General features: G+C 41.1%; 14 protein-coding genes. 12 read left to right on the top strand and 2 right to left on the bottom strand.

From position 1 onward, the window contains the following. Nucleotides 1-10: 10 nt before the first annotated feature. Nucleotides 11-2,881 carry a SusC/RagA family TonB-linked outer membrane protein gene (locus IRJ18_RS03875; RefSeq protein ID WP_194104891.1) on the bottom strand — a complete coding sequence of 957 codons (2,871 nt, stop codon included), beginning with the start codon at nt 2,879-2,881 and terminating at the stop codon, nt 11-13. A 774-nt stretch (nt 2,882-3,655) separates the two neighbouring features. On the opposite strand from IRJ18_RS03875, the gene IRJ18_RS03870 reads away from it, so the two are divergent. The 6 genes from IRJ18_RS03870 (at nt 3,656) to IRJ18_RS03845 (ending at nt 11,626) form a co-directional block, all read left to right on the top strand. Next, nucleotides 3,656-4,717, top strand: a complete 1,062-nt coding sequence (locus IRJ18_RS03870; protein WP_194104890.1) for a LacI family DNA-binding transcriptional regulator — start codon at nt 3,656-3,658, stop codon at nt 4,715-4,717. Nucleotides 4,718-4,898: 181 nt separating this feature from the next. Then, nucleotides 4,899-5,948 carry a Gfo/Idh/MocA family protein gene (locus IRJ18_RS03865; protein ID WP_194104889.1) on the top strand — a complete coding sequence of 350 codons (1,050 nt, stop codon included), beginning with the start codon at nt 4,899-4,901 and terminating at the stop codon, nt 5,946-5,948. 122 nt (nt 5,949-6,070) lie between these two features. Next, nucleotides 6,071-7,543: a sodium:solute symporter family protein gene (locus tag IRJ18_RS03860; protein ID WP_194104888.1), complete on the top strand. Its 1,473-nt coding sequence runs from the start codon at nt 6,071-6,073 to the stop codon at nt 7,541-7,543. Between the two features lie 247 nt (nt 7,544-7,790). Then, nucleotides 7,791-9,899: a PVC-type heme-binding CxxCH protein gene (locus IRJ18_RS03855; protein WP_194104887.1), complete on the top strand. Its 2,109-nt coding sequence runs from the start codon at nt 7,791-7,793 to the stop codon at nt 9,897-9,899. Between the two features lie 18 nt (nt 9,900-9,917). Then, nucleotides 9,918-10,382 (top strand): high-potential iron-sulfur protein, encoded by a 465-nt coding sequence (locus IRJ18_RS03850; protein ID WP_194104886.1) that lies wholly within the window; start codon nt 9,918-9,920, stop codon nt 10,380-10,382. A gap of 68 nt (nt 10,383-10,450) precedes the next feature. Next, nucleotides 10,451-11,626 (top strand): RidA family protein, encoded by a 1,176-nt coding sequence (locus IRJ18_RS03845; protein ID WP_194104885.1) that lies wholly within the window; start codon nt 10,451-10,453, stop codon nt 11,624-11,626. Nucleotides 11,627-11,723: 97 nt separating this feature from the next. On the opposite strand, the gene IRJ18_RS03840 is transcribed toward IRJ18_RS03845, so the two are convergent. Continuing rightward, nucleotides 11,724-13,088: a DegT/DnrJ/EryC1/StrS family aminotransferase gene (locus tag IRJ18_RS03840; RefSeq protein ID WP_194104884.1), complete on the bottom strand. Its 1,365-nt coding sequence runs from the start codon at nt 13,086-13,088 to the stop codon at nt 11,724-11,726. A gap of 196 nt (nt 13,089-13,284) precedes the next feature. Here IRJ18_RS03840 and IRJ18_RS03835 point away from each other — a divergent pair, with 196 nt between their 5' ends. The 6 genes from IRJ18_RS03835 to IRJ18_RS03810 all read left to right on the top strand — a co-directional run bounded on the left by IRJ18_RS03835 (nt 13,285) and on the right by IRJ18_RS03810 (nt 19,330). Further along, a complete protein-coding gene (locus IRJ18_RS03835) occupies nt 13,285-14,277 on the top strand; it encodes an amidohydrolase family protein (protein ID WP_228072537.1) in 993 nt (330 codons plus the stop codon). Next, complete coding sequence (locus IRJ18_RS03830) at nt 14,267-15,073, top strand: amidohydrolase family protein (protein WP_194104883.1); 807 nt, start codon at nt 14,267-14,269, stop codon at nt 15,071-15,073. The genes IRJ18_RS03835 and IRJ18_RS03830 overlap by 11 nt, the downstream gene beginning before the upstream one ends. A gap of 28 nt (nt 15,074-15,101) precedes the next feature. Continuing rightward, nucleotides 15,102-17,042, top strand: a complete 1,941-nt coding sequence (locus IRJ18_RS03825; protein WP_194104882.1) for an NHL repeat-containing protein — start codon at nt 15,102-15,104, stop codon at nt 17,040-17,042. Nucleotides 17,043-17,223: 181 nt separating this feature from the next. Further along, nucleotides 17,224-17,589, top strand: coding sequence for a transmembrane 220 family protein (locus IRJ18_RS03820; protein ID WP_194104881.1), 366 nt, complete (start codon nt 17,224-17,226; stop codon nt 17,587-17,589). A 4-nt stretch (nt 17,590-17,593) separates the two neighbouring features. After that, nucleotides 17,594-18,337: an EboA domain-containing protein gene (locus IRJ18_RS03815; protein ID WP_194104880.1), complete on the top strand. Its 744-nt coding sequence runs from the start codon at nt 17,594-17,596 to the stop codon at nt 18,335-18,337. A gap of 12 nt (nt 18,338-18,349) precedes the next feature. Next, nucleotides 18,350-19,330: a TatD family hydrolase gene (locus IRJ18_RS03810; RefSeq protein WP_194104879.1), complete on the top strand. Its 981-nt coding sequence runs from the start codon at nt 18,350-18,352 to the stop codon at nt 19,328-19,330. The last annotated feature ends 14 nt before the right edge of the window (nt 19,331-19,344 follow it).

Genomic DNA, 19,344 nt, shown 5'->3' with positions numbered 1-19,344 from the left:
TTATTAAGGATTAAAATTTCAAGTTAAGCCCTATACTGAAAGAGCGCTGAAGCGGGTAAGTCAAACCACTATCGTTTGCTTCGGGATCTTTCTCTTTAACCTTATCCCAAAGCAGCACATTATATCCATTTACAAATACACGTGTACTGGATACGCCGATTTTCTTAAGCAAGTTTACAGGTAGTGTATAGCCTGCTTCAACATATTTAAGCCTTACGAATGAATTATCTTTAAGCCAGAAGGAACTGGTAACAAAGTTGTTTGTATTGGTAAGTGTTAGTCGCGGATATGCGGCCGATTGGCCTGATCCTGGCGTCCACCTATCCAGGTGATGTTCTACTACGTTGCCTTTACCGCTGTTAACAAACTCGTAAACGGTAGGCCCTGAATTGTAGGTAGTGCCATGGCTTGTGCCCTGGAAAAACATATTCAAATCAAATGCGTGGTATTTCAATCCCAAATTAGCGCCAAAGTTCACTTCGGGATATTTGGCAGCACCAATAACAGCAATGTCATTAGCATCAATAACATTGTCGCCGTTTAAATCTTTATATTTTAAATCGCCGGCTTTTTGTGTTCCTAATGATGATTGATTAGGATAGTTGCCCGATGCTATATCGGCTTCTGTAAAATAACGATCGAAAACATAGCCCATACGCGAACCATACGGGTTTCCGGTTTGATACATCCACGGATAATTCCTGGCGGCTTCGTTTTGGAATACGATCTTGTTTTTTGCTACAGACAGGTTACCGCCTATGGTGTATTCCAGGCTACCGACATGGTCTGTCCACGCGGCCTGCACTTCTAAACCCCGGTCTTCAAAAATGCCGCTTGGGGTGTTAATTCTGGCACCATACATGGCTGATATGGAATTGGTAACCATAATATTTGTGGTGCGTTCTTTAAACACATCAACTGATGCGCTAAGCCGGTTATGTAAAAAAGCAAGATCTAAGCCTATATTCGTTTTCAGATCGCTTTCCCAGGTTACCAACGGGTTGGCAATTTGGTTTTGATATCCGCCTGTACTTGGGGCTGGCGTGGTGCCAAAAGAGCCGCCTAAGCTGGCTGCCTGGGTGTACGAGCTGAGATAATCAAAATACAGACCGTTGACCTGATTACCTGTTTTGCCATACGAGCCCCTGATCTTAAACAGATCGATAGCGCTTCCTTTAAGAAAAGGTTCATCTGAGATGATCCATCCTGCCGATACTGCCGGGAAAAAACCATAACGGTGGTTAGGCGGGTACTGTTCGCTTCCCTGGTATGCCGCTACGAAATCGACCAGGTACCTGTTTTTAAAACGATAAGATAACCGGCCTTTGGGGCCCTGGAAGTTCTGTGCGAGCGTGTTTACGCTCGCGTTATCTAACTGTTGCAATTCATACATTGCCATAGCGTTTATGCTATGATCGCCAAACTCCCTGTCATAATTCAACATAGCAAAGTGATCGTAAATACGCTGACGGGCTGTATAGCCACCACTTGAAGCCGATACTATACCATCAGCATTAATTTTTGTGTAGGTAGTGGCAGTAAGCGGTGTATATACTGCAAATGTTTTGCCCCTGCTTACCTGCAATTCATCGTAGTTGGTAAAGCCAAAGTCAACTTTTACTTTTAGGCCTTTGGTTAAAGTGCCAAGGTCGTAAGCAAAACCCATGCTGCCGGTTAATGATGTGCTGAGATAGTTAGTATACCCGGCATAATTCAGTGTACCGTAAGGGTTATTGGTATAAGTTGCATTACCGCCTAAAGATCCATCGGCATTTTTAACCGGGTAAGCGTTAGCCGGTGTACTATAAATAGCGGTGAAAATTGTTTGATCGTAAGTAGGCGAACTAAATGCTAATGGGCCCGGTGCGTTACGTGTTTCACGCTTAGAACGCAGATCGGCAGATATCACCAGGTATTTGGAGGCGTTGATATCTACATTGCCACGAACATTAAAAACACCAAGGTTTGAATTGGTATTGTAGGTATTAATGCTTTTATCAACCTTAAATATGCCATTATCGTATAAATAGCTGGCTGAAAAATAATATTTAACCTGATCGCCCCCGCCTGATATATTAATGTTATTCCTTATTTGCAGCGACGAGTTTTTTAATGTTTGATCTATCCAGTTTACGTTAGGATAAAGGAACGGATCGCTTCCGTTTTGATAAGCCTGCAACGCGGCCGCATTGTATTTAGGTGTTGCCGTAGGGTTATCATTTAATTGAGCTTCATTATAAAGCAACGCGTAGTTATAGGAATCTAAAAATTTTGGCAAGCGCGTTGGCTGCTGAAAAGAAGATTCGGCATTATAGCTGATCTTGATTTTACCGGTTTGCCCGCGTTTGGTGGTAATCAGTATAATACCATTTGCCCCATTAAGCCCATACAATGCGGTTGCGGCAGCATCTTTAAGCACCGTAATGCTTTCAATATCGTGCGGTTCAATTTCATTAATATCGTCAAGCCTGTTGTTTATAAGTACCATTGGCCTGCCGCTACCCACAAACGAATGGAAACCCCTTACCTGGTAGAAATTATCTTCCGAGCTGGGTAACCCGCTAAGCTGTGTTACTGAAAGGCCAGTTAAACGCCCTGAAAGCGAATTTAAGCGGTTGGTACCCGGGGTGTTACTTACATCGGCACCCGATATAGCCGAAACGGCACCGGTAATGTACTTTTTTTGCTGTGCGCCATACAATAGCGGCACGGGCTTCATCAGCAAACCGGCCGCTGTTATCGTATCTTTAACAGGCAGCTTTTTTTGCTGTGCTTCGGAGTGGTTTCCAAGCAACAACGCAAGCCCCGAAACGACAATCCATTTTACAGATTGCGAATGCCCGCGAAGAAGTGAATTAGGTTTTGTAAATTTTCTCATCATATTAATAAATGGGCGTTAATTAGTTTGTAGTTGCAATTATTTATATATAAATAGTTGCGGCATATACCGCATTAGTATGCTTGCACGCCAAATGCCATTATACTCTATGATGCTTAATTTACTTTAGTACGTTCAGTAAACTGCTTACTTATCTCCCCTCATCATGCTTTAATACAAGTAACACATCGCTTCACCAACTTATCCTTTCAGAGTAACCGTGATTTGGAATTATATTAATATATATTAACCTCCCTTTCCCCCTTCTATCCGTTAAACTGGCATATCGCCGGAGTTCTCAATTCCGGCGATTATTATTAATGCCATAACCAATTTTAACTAACTTCAAACCACACGTACCATTAGGAAGCCTGTCGTTAGTAAAAACACATTCTCCTTTACGGTACAATAGTTGGTTTAATACTTCCGTTAACGTACCCGAATGTAAGAGGTTAATTTATTATTTCCAAATAAAATGCAGAAAAAAACCAAATCGTGTACGTAAACAACTATTGCCAAATTGACATTAGCAACCAGCGTAGCTTAAATTGCGATCGACAAATCCATTATTGAAGCGGTTATAATTTAAAGGATAGTAAGGTATGCGATACATTACTATGAAAATCGAATTCTATATATATTACTTAATTATTAATTATAGCAGTTGGGGTTAAAATATTTATTGCTTTGGGGCTTAGGTATTATATTAGTAAAAACAATAAAAATAAATTATAATTGCACAATTAAGATTTTGACCAACCATATCTAAGTCTAAAGGTGAAAAAGAGCACTACTGAACTTAAAGGCGTAAAGGAAATTGCCAGAAGGGCAAATGTATCAATTGCTACTGTTGACAGGGTGCTTCATAACCGGCCAGGGGTTTCAAAACAAACTAAAGATAAGATCAACGAGATCATTATCGAACTTAATTATCAGCCTAATTTACTTGCCCAACGCCTTGCATCGCGCAAAACAATACGGTTAGCTACCCTAATTCCTATGGGCTCAAAAGAAACCAGCTATTGGGAGGCCCCGCTAAGCGGAATTGAACAAGCAGAAGGGGAAATAAATCAGTTAGGCATTATTATAGATAAATATTTTTACGATCAAAATTCCAGCGATTCCTTTACCGACCAGACTAAAATAATTTTAGAAAGCAACCCGGATGGTGTTTTGTTGGCGCCCTCTTTTGTAGAAGAATCTGTAAAGTTTACTAATGGCTGCACGGAGCTGGGTATACCATATGTATTATTTAATTCAGATCTTCCGAATAACGACAGCCTGAGTTATATAGGCCCTAACTTGTATCAAAGTGGTTATTTAGCCGCCCAATTGATTAGTTATCTTATTAGTGATAAGGATAAGGTGCTAATTGTAAATATTTCTAAAGAAATAGACAACCGTCACCACCTGTTAAAAAAGGAAGAAGGTACCCGCGCTTATTTTAAAGACCATCATAAACCAAATGATATCCTGAAACTGGATATTAAACAAACCGATTACAAATCAATTGAAGAAACGCTTTCTGAAACCTTCAGGGAAAACGATAATATTAAAGTTGTATTTGTAACTAATTCCCGGGTATCGTGGGTAGCGCGTTATATAGATGAGTCTAAAAAGGATGTTATATTGATAGGGTTCGACTTCCTTAAGGAGAACCTTGAATATGTAAATAATGGTGTTATTGATTTTCTGATCTGCCAAAAACCTAAAGAACAGGCCTATCGTGGTGTAATGTCACTTTATAAACACCTGGCATTTTCATTGCCGGTTGAAAAAGTACATTTTATGCCTATAGATATTGTTACAAAAGTAAACTGCCCTTATTATCAAAATTAGCAGTTACATTCAATATTGATATGCTTAGCGGCATTACTATATAAACAGTTTTTTTGCTATAATTTGACTGATTAAAAAAATATTTTTGTTTTTACAATATATGTGTTAAGTTTACGGGTACGTAAACGATTAGCCTAATAACTGTTTTTGGCGAATAAGTATTGCTATATAAATAATGTATATGATATCATCTCAATTCAATTTCGCGATAGTTGGCACAGGGGCAATAGCCGGGATACATGCAACAGCTATTGCAGCAATTGAGCATGCCAATTTAATAGGTGTATATAACAGATCGGAAAACAAAGCAAAGGCATTTGCCGCACAGTATAATTGTGCAGCATATCATTCTTTAGATGAATTACTTCAAGTAAAAAATTTAGATATTGTGTGTATTTGCACACCATCGGGTGCGCATTTAGAGCCAGCGCTTAAAGTTATTGAAGCCGGCAAGCACTGCCTGATTGAAAAACCAATTGAAGTAACGTTAGAAAAAACTGATAAACTAATTAATGCAGCAAAAGCCAAGGGCGTTTTGCTGGCCGTAGTATACCCTACCCGCTTTTATGATGTAAGTAAAGCAGTAAAAAAGGCCATTGAAGCCAACAGGTTTGGTAATATGGTATTGGGCAGCGCTTATGTTAAATGGAGCCGTACCGAAGCCTATTACGCTTCAGCCGAATGGCGCGGCACATGGGAATTGGATGGCGGAGGGGCGTTAATGAACCAAGCCATACATTCAGTAGATATGCTGCAATGGTGTATGGGACCTATAGAATCGGTACAGGCATTTACTGCAAATACCAGGCACAAAAACATTGAAGTAGAAGATACCGCTGTTGCTGTGCTAAAATTTTCCAGTGGGGCGCTGGGTACAATTGAATGTACAACAGCGGCCTATCCCGGGATATTAAAACGCCTGGAAATAATGGGCACAACGGGCACGATAACACTTGAAGATAATGATGTGGTAAAGTGGCATTTTGAAAGCGAGGCCGATGAGGATAAATACATAAGAGAACAGTTTTCAACAAATGGCAGCGCTAAAGGCGGCGCGTCCGATCCACTTTCAATCAGTTACTTGGGTCACCAACGACAAATGGAAGATATGATACATGCTATTAATACCGGAAGCAAGCCATTAATTGATGGCGAGGAGGCCAGGAAATCGGTAAAAATAGTACTGGCCATATATGAAAGTGCACGTACAGGAAAATTAATAACGCTATAAATATTCCGACATAAACAAACTTAAATGAAGCAGAAAAAAATTCTACCACGCTGTGCACAATACACAATCCATGCCCTATCTATAACTGAGGTTATGGCCGTTTTATCCATAAAGCTTAGCATATGGCACGGATAGATTATATCGTATTAGTGGCATATTTCCTTATGTTGGTAGTTATTGGGTTTATAGGCTATATGAAGATTAAGTCTTCGGCCGATTTCTATACCGCCGGGGGTAAACTTCCCTGGTGGCTGTCGGGCGTATCGCATCACGTTTCGGGTTATAGTGGGGCGGTGTTTGTGGCCTACGCCGGGGTGGCCTATACACATGGCTTCACTTTATATATATGGTGGGCTTTGGGTATAGCACTTTCCATGATACTAACTACCTTTTACATTGCCCCCCGCTGGGCCAGGCTTAGGTCAAAAAGATCAATACAATCCCCTACCGAATATTTGGCAGCCCGTTATAATTTACCCACCCAACAGGTAATGGCTTGGTTTGGCGTAGTTATAAAAGTATTTGATGTAGGCGCTAAATGGGCTGCTATAGGTGTATTACTGCATGCTTTTACCGGCATTTCATTTGTAGGTGGTATTGCTATAGCCGGCACAGTTACGCTGGTTTATATAACCTTGGGTGGCCTGTGGGCCGATGTTTGGAATGATTTTGCTTCGTTTTTTATTCAGTTGGTTGCGGGGTGTACTATGTTTGTAATGATCCTTATCCAATTAGGCGATGGTGTACACGGCATATTCTCTATGTGGGACCGGCTTCCGCCTGAACATTCGCATATTTTTAACGATCCATATACCCCGCTTTTTGTTTGCGCTATTATGGTCATCTATTTTTTCAGTTATGGCGGCGGCACGTGGCATTTGGCTACACGTTTTATGTCAGCATCGTCAGGGACAGAAGCGCGTAAAGCAGCCGTTCTGTCAACACTTTTATATCTGATATGGCCACTCATTCTATTCTTCCCGATGTTTGCGGCGCCTATTTTTATAAAAAACCTGGCCGAGCCTACTCAATCATACTCGTTAATGGCAATGAAATTTCTGCCACCGGGTTTAGTTGGTTTGCTTTTAGCATCTATGTTTGCCAACACCTTGTCAATGACATCGGCTGATGCCAACACCATTTCAGCCGTAATAACCAGGGATATTTTACCCTTCCTCTTTAAAAGGCTCACACAGTTTAATGCTAAAAAAATGTTAATGGTGGCACGCATCACTACATTAATATTTATCCTGATCACTATCGTAGTAGCCATCCGTTCGCAATCTTTTGGTGGTGTATTAGGATTAATTATTGCCTGGTTTTCAGCATTAATAGGCCCTATTTCCATCCCAATGATACTGGGTTTACTACCGGCCTTTAAGCGTTGCGGCAGCGTGGCTGCATTAGCATCTATTTTCGGGGGGCTGCTTGCATTTGTTTATTTGAAACTGTTTATGCATGCCACGCTGGGGATGGAAGTAGCCACGCCAATATTTACATCGTTAATACTGTATGTAGTTGTAGGTTTATCATTTGGCAAAAAAGCCAACCCCGAAGTTGAAGAAATGCTTACATCATTAAACAATGATAATTAGGTTATAAATAAACTTACCGGCTTGTTAAACGATTACAAAAATATCTGCTCTTATACATTAGCAGCTTGTTTTTATCAGTGGAGCGCACTGATAAAATATGATATTTTTAGGCGGTAATTGTAATAGTTATATTGGCTTTAAAAAAATTTAAATAATAATTTGTGTACGTACACGAAAGATATTATATTTGGATATCATGCTATAACGGCCCTATTCAATTACCTCTAAAACAAAGTTAAATAACAGTATGGATAATCTAAGCATATCAAAAGTTGCACGCGTATTATCATTATCATTAGGTATTGGTTTTTCATGTTTTGCACAACGTTACGCGGGCCCGCAAACGCCCGAAGAATCACTAAAAAAAATAAATATTGCAAAAGGCCTTAAAGTTCAGCTTTATGCTGCCGAACCATATGTGTTAGATCCCGTCGACCTGCAATTTGATGATCAGGGAAATGCCTACGTAGTTGAAATGCCCGATTACCCATTCGAGGTTGAACCCGGTAAAGGCAAAGGCCAGATACGTAAACTAATTGATACTGATGGTGATGGCCGCGTGGACAAAGCCGTAGTATTTGCCGACCATATTACCGAGGGCACTAGCATTTTGCCCTGGAAAGGTGGACTAATTATTACAGCTGCCCCTTATATCCTTTATTTAAAAGATACCAACGGCGATGGCAAAGCAGATGTTAGGCAGGTACTTTTCTCGGGTTTCTTTTCAAGTAATTCGGAAGCGCAGGTTACAGGCTTGCGTTTTGGTGTAGATAACTGGATATATGCCAACAATCGTGGCAGCAGCGGTATGATTACCTTTGTTAAAAAACCAGGAAGCAAACCAATCCAGGTTCAGGGTGCCGATTTCAGGTTCCGCTTAGACCGTAACCAGTTTGAACTGGAAACAGGTCCAGGCCAGTTTGGCCAAACTATCGACGACTGGGGACACCGCTTTTTCACCGAAAACTCTATCCATGCCCAACAATCAATTATCCCCTGGAGATATACGCATCGCCACGGCTTTTTGCCAACAAGCGCGTTTAACGTAAGTATTACCGACCATAAGGAACTGATGTTCCAGAAAACGGTAACTCCATACTGGCGCGCGGAAAGATCGAGAAGGCGTAATGCAGCTTTTAAGGAAAATGGCTTGAACCGGGTAGAGTACGAGCGTGATCATTTTACCGGCGCGGCAGGTGGTGTTATTTATAACGGCACTGGCTTACCAAAAGAATTTTATGGCAATTACTTTGTAACCGACGTAGCAGGTAGCTTGCTGCACAGGGACATCCTTACACCAAGTACTAAAATACCCGCTTTGGTAGCCAGCAGGCCCGCAAGCGAGCAGGACAGCGAATTTTTGTCATCAACCGATACATGGTTCAGGCCAATCACCATATCTTCAGGCCCTGATGGTTATATGTATCTTGTTGATTATTACAGGCAGCATATTGAAACCCCTGTATCAATTGAAGATGACCTGAAAGCAGATATGGATTTTATGGCAGGCAGCGATAAGGGCCGTATCTATCGCATTTTGCCTGAAGATGCCAATTACAAGGCTGCAACTATTAATTTTAGAAAAATGAGCAGTGCGCAATTAGTACCATATCTGGCTAATCCAAATGGCTGGTATATTACAACTGCACACAGATTATTGATAGAGCGCCAGGATAAAACTGTTATACCAGTAGTAAAGGCTTTCCTGGCCAAAACTCAGGACCCACGTGCACGCCTGCATGCTATTTATGTACTTGAAGGATTACACGCCTTAAATGCCCAAATAGTTAAAAAAGCGCTGGATGACCAGGAAGCGGGTGTTCGTGAAAACGCGTTAATATTAGCTGAACGTTATCCCGAATTGTTACCACAGGTAATACAGAAAACCGATGACCCGGCATATCGTGTAGCTTTCCAGGCTGTATTAAGTCTTGGTAATTTCTCGGGACCGCAAGTAACCCCAACCCTTATAAAAGTATTAAAAAAATACGGCGAGGATACATGGTTCCGAACAGCGGTGCTAAGTTCAAATATTGGATCATCTGTTGAACTTAACAACGCTTTAGCCAGTGATAATAACTTTTTCCAAAATGAAGAGCCCTGGAAATTAGCTTTTGTTGGAGACCTGTCTAATGTTATTGGTGCACGTAACAATAAAGCGCAGGTAGCAGCGTATTTATCGGTGTTGGATAACCAAAAAGGGGCTTGGTTATTATCATCAACCAAAGGCTTGGCAAAGGGTTTACAACGATCAACAACATCGTCAGATGAACTGAAAGCAACTTTAAGCAGTGCTAAAATTGATACTGATGCTTCATGCAAACAACTTATAGCATCCTTAAAAAAGGTATATTAACTAAATTGAAACACCATTATGGAAGAAAATAAATATTCAAGAAGAGAATTCATCAGCAAAAAGCTATTTACAGGCTCGCTGTTATTAGGCGGGACCTTAGCCTTTGGATTAAATGCGGTGAAAGCTTTAGCTAAAGACCGCTCGCAGCTTGAAGGTGACCAGCAACCCCACCAAACAGGCTTAAAATCTAAAAAGAAGGCTGTTCACCAAAAAGCAGGCGCACCTAAAAAAGCTGATGCAGCTGCAAAAGAAGCACCAAGCCCATGTGATGATATGACCGGTGTATCGCCGGCAGACCTGGAAAAAAGAAAGAAATTGGCTTACGTTAACAAAGCACCTATCCCTGATAAACATTGCGGTAACTGCGGTTTATATTTAAAACCGCCGCCAGGGGCAACATGCGGTAAATGCACTTTGTTTAAAGGCCCTGTTCGTGCTGAAGGCGCTTGTACCTATTGGGCGCCCATAGCAAACGTTGAATAACATTTACAAATACCACGCTGCCGGGATAGTTTTATAAATTATTCCGGCAGTTTGCTTATATAGCTATTATGAAAATCTTCGCCTTTGCCCTATTATTCATTGCATTAATGCCTGCTTACGCTCAACTTAAGTCTATTGAACCATCTGCCCAAACAGGAACTTCGGCAGCGGTGGTTGTTGATAATGTGCCCTTAACCCATACATCTCAGGTATTCCCTTTTAATAAAGCCGGTGATATTATAGGGAAGAATGACATTCACGCTCAAATAAGACAGGTATTTAAGAATGCAGAGGTAATATTAGAAGATAGTAATTCAGACTTTGATCATATAGTTAAACTAAACATTCATGTAAGTTCCGAAAAATATATCCCCCAAATTAAAAGGCAGCTTGCACTAAAATTTCCAGGCAAAACAAAGCCGGCAGTAACATACCTTATTTACAAACTATGGAACGGGGCCGATATAGCCATGGATATAGTTGCTGTATCAAAAACGACTAAAAAAAATGTTAGGTACTTTAGTAAAAATACTGCTTATCGTTCGTTTACTACAAAAGCGGCTGTTTTGCCCGCGGGTGGCGTTACTTATATTTCGGGGCAGGCCATAAAAGGCCCCCTACAGCCAGGCACACACGGTACCCTGCAGCAGTTGGATGCTTCATTAAAATACTTAGGAATAGATAAACGTGATGTGGTTCAGATACGTGCTTTTATGAATACTACTGCCGATATAAATGTTGTTGAAAAAGAATTAGCGGCATACTTTGGTGAAGCGCCAATACCACCAGTTGTTTATGTAGAATGGCTCAGTAAAGAATATGAAATTGAAATAGAATTAATTGCAGCCTCGCCCAAAGCTACCACCCAAAGAGACACCATTGTAACTTTTCTTGATCTTCCAGGAATGGCACACTCGCCGGTATATAGCAAAGCCACTCAGCTTAATTTTGGAAAGAGGGTATATTTCTCGGCCCTATACGGTACTACACTTAACGATGCCAACGCCCAAACCGAAGAAATATTTTTAGTATTAAAAAACCTGATGCATGCAGCAGGGTGTGATTTCACCCATTTAGCAAAAGCAACCTATTTTCATACTACTGATGCAGGTAGCTTAGCATTAAATACTATAAGGCCGCAATATTATTATCCTAAACAAGCCCCTGCGGCCAGTAAAGCGATGTTTAAAGCTTTGCCCGATGGGAAAATGGTTGGCATGGATATGATAGGGGCAGCAAAATAAAAGATAGTATAGTTATTAGAAAAAGAAAACCCTGCTGAATCATCAGCAGGGTTTTCTCGTGTGATAAATGCAGCATTTACATTACTGCTGCCTGGATTTAATGTTCTGGTATACTGTTTAATTTATCGCGGTTTTCGTAAGCTTTTATAAATGCATTTGCAATATCATCTATATCCGCTTTACTACCCAGCAGCAGGTTAGAACCTCCTATTGTCAGCATCTCCTGCTGCCCTACTAAATCACAGTTTGGTAGTACAAGCGATTCGCGGTATTGTTTAATACGGGCAGATGTATACATGCTTTTATATTCCTTTAACCCCAATATATGTTCAACCCATGGTTCGGTGTGTAAACCTTTAATATACGGACTCACAGGTACGCCCTCTGCGTTAACCGCTTTTATAAACTTTGCACGGTCGGCATTATTAAAATGTTCTTTCTTATAGCTCATGGCATATAAGTAATAACCACTGCTTTCTGTGCCCGGATATTGTTTTTGAGGAACAAGGCCTGGTATTCCTTTTAGCTTTTCAGTAAGATATTTAGCATTTTCGTTCCGCAATTTGTACCGTTCTTTAGCGCCCGGCAACTGACCTAATAAAATAGCGCCTTCAAATTCATTCATCCGGTATTTAGGGCCAATGGTAGCATTGCTTCCTTTCCGGGTAGTACCATGATTTTGCACTGTGTAAACCTTATCCATTAATACTTCATCATTACCAATTACAGCACCACCTTCACCGCAGGCAATCTGCTTACTGGCCTGAAAGCTGAAACAACCCAGATTGCCGATTGTGCCCAGCTGTTTACCCTGGTAGCGCCCAAAATTTGCCTGGCAGGCATCTTCTATTACATATAAATTATGTTTACGGGCAATAGCCATTATTTTTTCCATATCGCACGGCATGCCCATCATATGTACAGGCATAATTGCTTTGGTATTTTTATTTATCTTTCTTTCAACATCGGCAGGATCAAGCTGGTACGATGCAGGATCAAGATCGGCCATAACCGCAAGCGCACGGCTGCCAATAATTGCAGATATAGTACCGAAATCGGTATATGGTGATGTAATTACTTCATCCCCAGGACCAATACCAAGCGCTTCAACACAAGTGCTTAATGCCTGCGTTCCGGAACCGGTGCCCACACAAAATTTAGCTTCAGTTAAAGCTGCATATTCCTTTTCGAAAGTAGCAACCCGCCCTTTAGCATCCTGTATCCTGCTCCATTTACCACTTTTGGCAGTTTCGCTAAGTATGGACAGCATTTTTTCATCAACAATAGCAGCCGGCCATGATAACCATGGCTTTGTACGCACCGCTGTGCCACCAAGTATGGCCAGTTTTCCCGGCTCTGCAAAGCTTGCAAATGATAAAGATGGAAGCGCGCTGGCAACCGCGGCTGCTAATGAAGTTTTTGCTACTGTTTGAACAAATGACCTCCTTGTATAATCGCTCATAATAGGAATAAGATTTGATGAAGTTTATAGAAATATCGTTTACGTACCCGAATATATGTTTTTTTATTGTTACAATAAAAAAATTTAATAAAAAAAGTGTTTATTTGGTGTTATGGGTACGTAACCGTATATTTAAACCAAGGTAATCTTTTACAGATTTTTCCTATCATATTAAAAACCATTACAAAACATTAAAATGTCCGGACCAATTAACCGTAGAAAGTTTCTTTTTAATACCGCCTTGACAGCTGCCGGGACTTACATCTCCAGTACGGTATTAGGGTCATCTTCACAGCAAAAAGATATTTCTATGCCCCCTTTGGCAGAAACCGCTAAAGGTGGTTACAACATTATGCGTGATGTGAAAAAATATCGAAAGCTGGATGCCCATGTGCATTTAAGTCTGGGAAGCGACGATATAAATGTGCAAAAAAAACATGCCCTGGTGCTGCTTGATTATTGTGACCGGCTGGGTGTTGATAAGCTATACCTGTCCAACCCGGTAACACGCATTATTAATGGTGTACCTGATGGCCGTGTAGAATCGTTCATCAACAATAATAACCTTGTTTTAAATATCATGAAAATGCACCCTGACAAGTTTTCGGGTAGTTTCACCTTTAACCCAATGCACCCAAAAGAATCTCTTGAAGAAATAAAGCGATGCGTAGGCGAAGGTATGGTAAGCGCTAAAGTATATTATCAGGTTAAGATCAACGATCCGCTTTTTTACCCACTGATCGAAAAAATGATCGATTTAAAAATGATCATGTTAATGCACGCCGAGGCGCAGATAGGCGTTGGCGGGTATCGGATGAAGTACAATGGGAACAAGCCTTCAAATGTATCCATACCCGAAGATTTTGTTGATATCGCCAAACGTTATCCTGAAGCAATGTTTCAATTTGCCCATATTGGCGGTGGCGGCGATTGGGAATATATGTGCAAAACGCTGGCAAATAGCCCCAATGTGTATGTAGATACATCGGGCAGTAATAATGAAGAACACATGATAGACTTTGCCATTAAAACACTTGGCGAAGACCGCGTAGTATTCGGGTCGGACAATTGCTACTACCAATCGGTAGGTAAAGTGCTGGCTTCAAATCTTACCGAGGCACAGAAAAAGAAACTATTTTTTGAAAACTTTAATAACATATTAAGAAAGGCGGGCAACAATGTTCATTGATATTAATGCTTACGTAGGCCATTGGCCTTTTCAACAATTGCAATACAATACCTGCAAAACCATGCTTAACCGCATGGATACTTTTGGGGTAGATATGGCCGTGGTCAGTAACCTGAACGGCATATTTTATAAAAACACACAATCGGCAAATGAAGAGTTGATAAATGAGATCAGGTCTGATGGCCGTTTCGCCAAACGCTTCATCCCATTCGCTGTAATTAACCCCATATACGCGGGTTGGAAAAAAGATATGGAAACCAGCATTAAAACCCTGGGTATGAAAGGTGTAAGGCTTCATCCTAAATATCACGATTACAGTATTACAGATAAGGCTTGTATTGAAGCGGTAAAAATGGCCAGGGATCTGGGTGTCCCGGTAGGTTTCGATTACCGGATGGTAGATAGCCGTCAGCGGTCGTGGATGGATATTGATTATGTTGTAGGTACACCCAAACCCGAATGGAACATGAAAAACATTCTTCCTATTGTAGCCGAAGTGCCCGATGCTAAATATATGATATTGAATATGGCAAACAATGTGGCCCTATCGGCCGCAGAAGTGAACCTGATCAAAAAAACCAATCTGCTAATTGACACATCCGGGAGAAATATTACAAATATGAGCGATTTTATTACCCTGTATGGCGCAGATAAGTTTGCATTCGGCACACATGCACCCATATTGGATTATTTAACCGGTATGTTACGAATTGAATCGCTGAGACCAAATGAGGCCGACGAAACTTTAAAGGAGCGCTTAAGATCAGGCAACGCTAAAAAAATGCTTGGCATATAATTACATTAAACTATTACTAATCAAACCAATGGATCATCTACAACGTCCGGGCTTATGGCCCCTGCATGCTGAAAGCCTCAAAAAATATTATTTATTGATGCTGTGCTTTTTCACCGCAATTTTGCATACCAATGCGCAAAATCTGGGGAATGGGTTTTACGATCATGGCGTAACATCGCCTATAAGCAATCACCGGGGTACCGTCGCCACAACGGGCCGTAATGGTGAAAAAGTAGTTTTAATGTTGTTAATGGATCATCGCGGCGGCTACTGTTTGCTGGAAGTTAATGTGGAAACTGGCAAATCCCAGCAATTCCCGGTACCGTTTCCACCAGGCGATGCGCCGTACGCCTCCCTGCTCTCCAGTAAAAATAGATTTTACACTTTATTTAACAATCACTTTGCCGAGTTTGACCCTATGAAGGATGCCTTTACATTTGAGCATACAGCATTACCTTCCAATACCATGGCCATGACTGAAGATGAGCAGGGTGTGATATGGGCGGCGACCTACCCGAAAAGCGGTTTAATCTCATTTAACCCGCAAACTAAAGAGTTTAAAGATTACGGTTATCTGTATAAACAAAACTGGAACCAGTACCCCAGGTTTATTGCCCGCGACAAAAGCGGCTGGATATACTATGCTATAGGCAATGCCGCCAGTCAGATCATTGCTTTTGATCCGGCAACAGGCAAGGTGAAGGAAATGTTAAAAGAAGCCGAACGTAAAAGAGGGATAGCTTATCTATATCTTAATTTAGATGGGAAAGTATACGGCCAGGCGTTAGAAAAAAAAGATGCCGACTGGTATGAATTTAGTAATGGCGAGCGCCAAAACATAGGCAAGCACCATACGGTTAATGCAAAGCCAATTATTACCGGGAACCAGGGATTGTTTTACAACAAATTCCCTGATGGTAGCTTGCTAAAATCGGCTAATTTGCTGGAAAAAACCATAACATATTATGATGCGGCCAGTAAAACAGATAAAACCGTACAAATTGAATACACCAGCGACGGCGCCTGGACTATGGGAGTAGCCGCCACACAATATGGTAAATTAGCAGGAGGTACTTCTTTCCCCATGCGTTTTTTTAGCTACGACCCTAAGAAAGATACATGGGTAAACCTACGTGCGTTTGGACAGTTTAATGCCTTATCCCGTGCAGGCAATAAGTTTTATTTTGGGGTATACCCTTCTGGTGAATTATTGGAGTGGGACCCAGCAAAGCCATGGGTAGATACAAAACCTGGCGAAAAAACCAACCCGTTCTTTTTAGCAAAATTAACGCCCATAATTCACCGTCCTTTCAGGTTATTGCCTGTCCTCAATAACAAAACCATAATTATGAGCGGATCGCCGGAATATGGTTATACAGGTGGTGGGTTACTGTTTTGGGATATAGAAAAAAAGCAACAAACAGTACTAAAAGATAGCGCAGTTATTCCCGATCAGTCGACCATAAGCATGGTGACATTACCCGGCAATAAATTTTTGGGCGGTACAACTACTGCTCCTGGTACCGGCGGTGAAAAGAAAGCTAACCTGGCCGAACTTTACTGCATGGATATTACATCTAAGCATATAGATTGGCACATTGCACCTATACCAGGTGTTCAGGAATACAGTGATTTATGCAAAGGGCCTGATAATCTTATCTATGGTATTACTGACAAGCAAAGGTTTTTTGTTTTTGACCCGGCCAAAAAAGCGGTTGTTTATGAGTTTGACCCCAAAGGTATTTACGGTAACAGGACTGCCGGCGAGCAATCTCCACGAATATTTGTAACCGGTCCGGGTAAAGAAATTTATATCCTGTTTGAAAAAGCCATTGTTAAGGTTGATCCTGTTACGTTTAAATTGAATTTGGTTGCCAACTCGCCTGTGATCATTAATACCGGTGGGGATTACTTAGATGGAAAAATCTATTTTGTAAGCGGGTCGCATTTATGCAGTTACAAATTATAGTACGATATAAATCGGTCATTTAACCGGCGATACTATAAAAGAGGTTATATAACTGCTTTTTTTACATAAACAAAGCAATTTTTTATGGATTATTAGCTTTTATAAAAAGCTTTTATTTTTAAATTGCTTGTGTATTTAAACAGCCTTAATTAATAGTATTTATCAAACATAAATATTTGATATGCTTATCATTTTAAACATAATTTTTTTACTCGCATTCCTGGTTTTCGCTTACCTGAACTTAAACGATATTGATTGGTACTTATGGGTGCCCATATATTTAAGTGCTGCCATTTGCTGCGGCCTGGCTGCCTGGGGTAAGGTTTATCCTACCGTTTACCTGTGCCTCATCACGTTTTATTTGATCTATGCCATTATACTTTTTTTTCAAAAGGATGGTGTGCGCGATTGGATAATTAAATACAAAAAACCCAGCCTGGTTGAAACCATGCAGGCAACAAAACCCTATATTGAACAAACCAGGGAATTTTTTGGACTGCTTATTATTGCAGGGGCCTTACTAATTAATTATTTCGCCAGCAGATAATCTAATGATAAACGTGGAAAGGCCAGAGGAGTTGAAGGCGCTGATCGCTGAAATAATAGCAGCTAACATTTCCGCAGAAGCTTGGAATTGGTTAAATACATATGCTTCAACCAATAGTGTTTCGACACTCAACATAGCTTTTGGCATAATGCCGCGCAAAACAGGTAAAGCTATTATTCGTATAAGTACTGGTCAACAAGCATTGCTTCAAATCATTAGGCCAGGCTTGTTAGTTGATAATTGGACTGCAGACCGCCTTTGCCGGGTTTGGGTGTTATCCCAATTTAACGAACCTGATAAGGATAAATATTTCCATACAATTGAGAATTTATTTTCGGTTGCCGAAATGAATGAAGAAGTTGCGTTGTATTCAGCGTTGCCATTATTAAACCATCCTGAAATGTGGGTTAACCGCTGCGCCCAAGGCATACGGAGCAATATAGGTGTGGTACTGGAAGCCATTATGTATGGCAACCCCTACCCCGTTGAAAACCTGGCTGAAGCAGCCTGGAACCAAATGGTTTTAAAAGCCTTTTTTACCGAAAAGCAGGTTGATAAACTATACGGTTTAGATGACCGCGCTAATAAAGAGCTTGCGCGAATATTAATTGATTATGCCAGCGAACGCCATGCTGCCGGTCGCGAAGTTAATGCCATGCTTTGGTACCTGGTTGAAAAATTTGTAAACCCTGAAGAATTAAGTAGCATGAAGCAGGGCAAATTTCACAGGATTGAATTTTCAAAATAAAATTAAAATAACATGTGTTGCAGCCATACAGAGGAAAAAGATGTACCATTAGAAAGATCTGTAGAAAAGTTTGATATAGACATAATAAAAGGGATGAAGTTTTTTGACCCTCATGTGCATATGACATCGCGCACTACTGATGATTACCAGGCAATGGCCGATGCGGGCATAGTGGCGCTGATAGAGCCTTCGTTTTGGCTGGGCCAGCCACGCACGGGTATTGATACTTTTAAAGATTACTACAGCAGTTTGGTAGGTTGGGAAAGGTTTCGTTCATCGCAATTTGGCATAAAACATTATTGTACTATCGGGTTAAATTCAAGAGAAGCCAATAACGAAGCGCTGGCCGAACAAGTAATGGAGATGCTGCCGCTATTCATTTACAAAGAAGGCGTGGTGGGCATTGGCGAAATTGGTTTTGACGACCAAACCGCAGCCGAAGAAAAATATTACCGTTTACAATTAGAGCTGGCTAAAGAAGCCAGTTTACCTGTACAGATACATACACCCCATCGTGATAAAAAACGCGGTACACAGCGCAGTATGGATATCGCCCTTGAGCACGGACTTGACCCGCAGATGGTAATTGTCGACCATAATAATGAGGAAACAGTGAAAGAGGTGCTGGACAGGGGTTTTTGGGCGGCATTCACCATATATCCATTTACCAAAATGGGTAATCAGCGTATGGTGGAAATTGTAAAACAATACGACCCTAAAAACATTATGGTCAACTCGGCTGCCGACTGGGGTATTAGCGACCCTATGGCCGTGCCGAAAACGGCAGCTTTAATGAAGCTAAACGGCATAAGCCTTGCCGATATTGAGTTGGTAACCTATCGTAATGCCATTACCGCTTTTGGTCAAAGTGGACAAATAGACGAAGCCGATTTTGTTGCTGCTATTGACCAAAGCGCGCGATTTGAAGGGAACAGCATCCTGCGTGGTGGCCAGCAGCCCCGTATTGATAAATCGTCCATTATAATAAGCTGACAGGTTGAAAAAGG

This window comes from Mucilaginibacter boryungensis, assembly GCF_015221995.1.
Lineage (GTDB): Bacteria > Bacteroidota > Bacteroidia > Sphingobacteriales > Sphingobacteriaceae > Mucilaginibacter > Mucilaginibacter boryungensis.
Note: the sequence above shows the minus strand (reverse complement) of the source record. Positions and strands in the feature narration are given on the sequence as shown.

Coding starts and splice junctions, on each gene's coding strand:
- IRJ18_RS03825 (WP_194104882.1), top strand. CDS start 15,102: ATGGATCATCTACAACGTCCGGGCTTATGGCCCCTGCATGCTGAAAGC.
- IRJ18_RS03840 (WP_194104884.1), bottom strand. CDS start 13,088: ATGAGCGATTATACAAGGAGGTCATTTGTTCAAACAGTAGCAAAAACT.
- IRJ18_RS03830 (WP_194104883.1), top strand. CDS start 14,267: ATGTTCATTGATATTAATGCTTACGTAGGCCATTGGCCTTTTCAACAA.
- IRJ18_RS03815 (WP_194104880.1), top strand. CDS start 17,594: ATGATAAACGTGGAAAGGCCAGAGGAGTTGAAGGCGCTGATCGCTGAA.
- IRJ18_RS03865 (WP_194104889.1), top strand. CDS start 4,899: ATGATATCATCTCAATTCAATTTCGCGATAGTTGGCACAGGGGCAATA.
- IRJ18_RS03820 (WP_194104881.1), top strand. CDS start 17,224: ATGCTTATCATTTTAAACATAATTTTTTTACTCGCATTCCTGGTTTTC.
- IRJ18_RS03850 (WP_194104886.1), top strand. CDS start 9,918: ATGGAAGAAAATAAATATTCAAGAAGAGAATTCATCAGCAAAAAGCTA.
- IRJ18_RS03810 (WP_194104879.1), top strand. CDS start 18,350: ATGTGTTGCAGCCATACAGAGGAAAAAGATGTACCATTAGAAAGATCT.
- IRJ18_RS03875 (WP_194104891.1), bottom strand. CDS start 2,881: ATGATGAGAAAATTTACAAAACCTAATTCACTTCTTCGCGGGCATTCG.
- IRJ18_RS03835 (WP_228072537.1), top strand. CDS start 13,285: ATGTCCGGACCAATTAACCGTAGAAAGTTTCTTTTTAATACCGCCTTG.
- IRJ18_RS03860 (WP_194104888.1), top strand. CDS start 6,071: ATGGCACGGATAGATTATATCGTATTAGTGGCATATTTCCTTATGTTG.
- IRJ18_RS03855 (WP_194104887.1), top strand. CDS start 7,791: ATGGATAATCTAAGCATATCAAAAGTTGCACGCGTATTATCATTATCA.
- IRJ18_RS03845 (WP_194104885.1), top strand. CDS start 10,451: ATGAAAATCTTCGCCTTTGCCCTATTATTCATTGCATTAATGCCTGCT.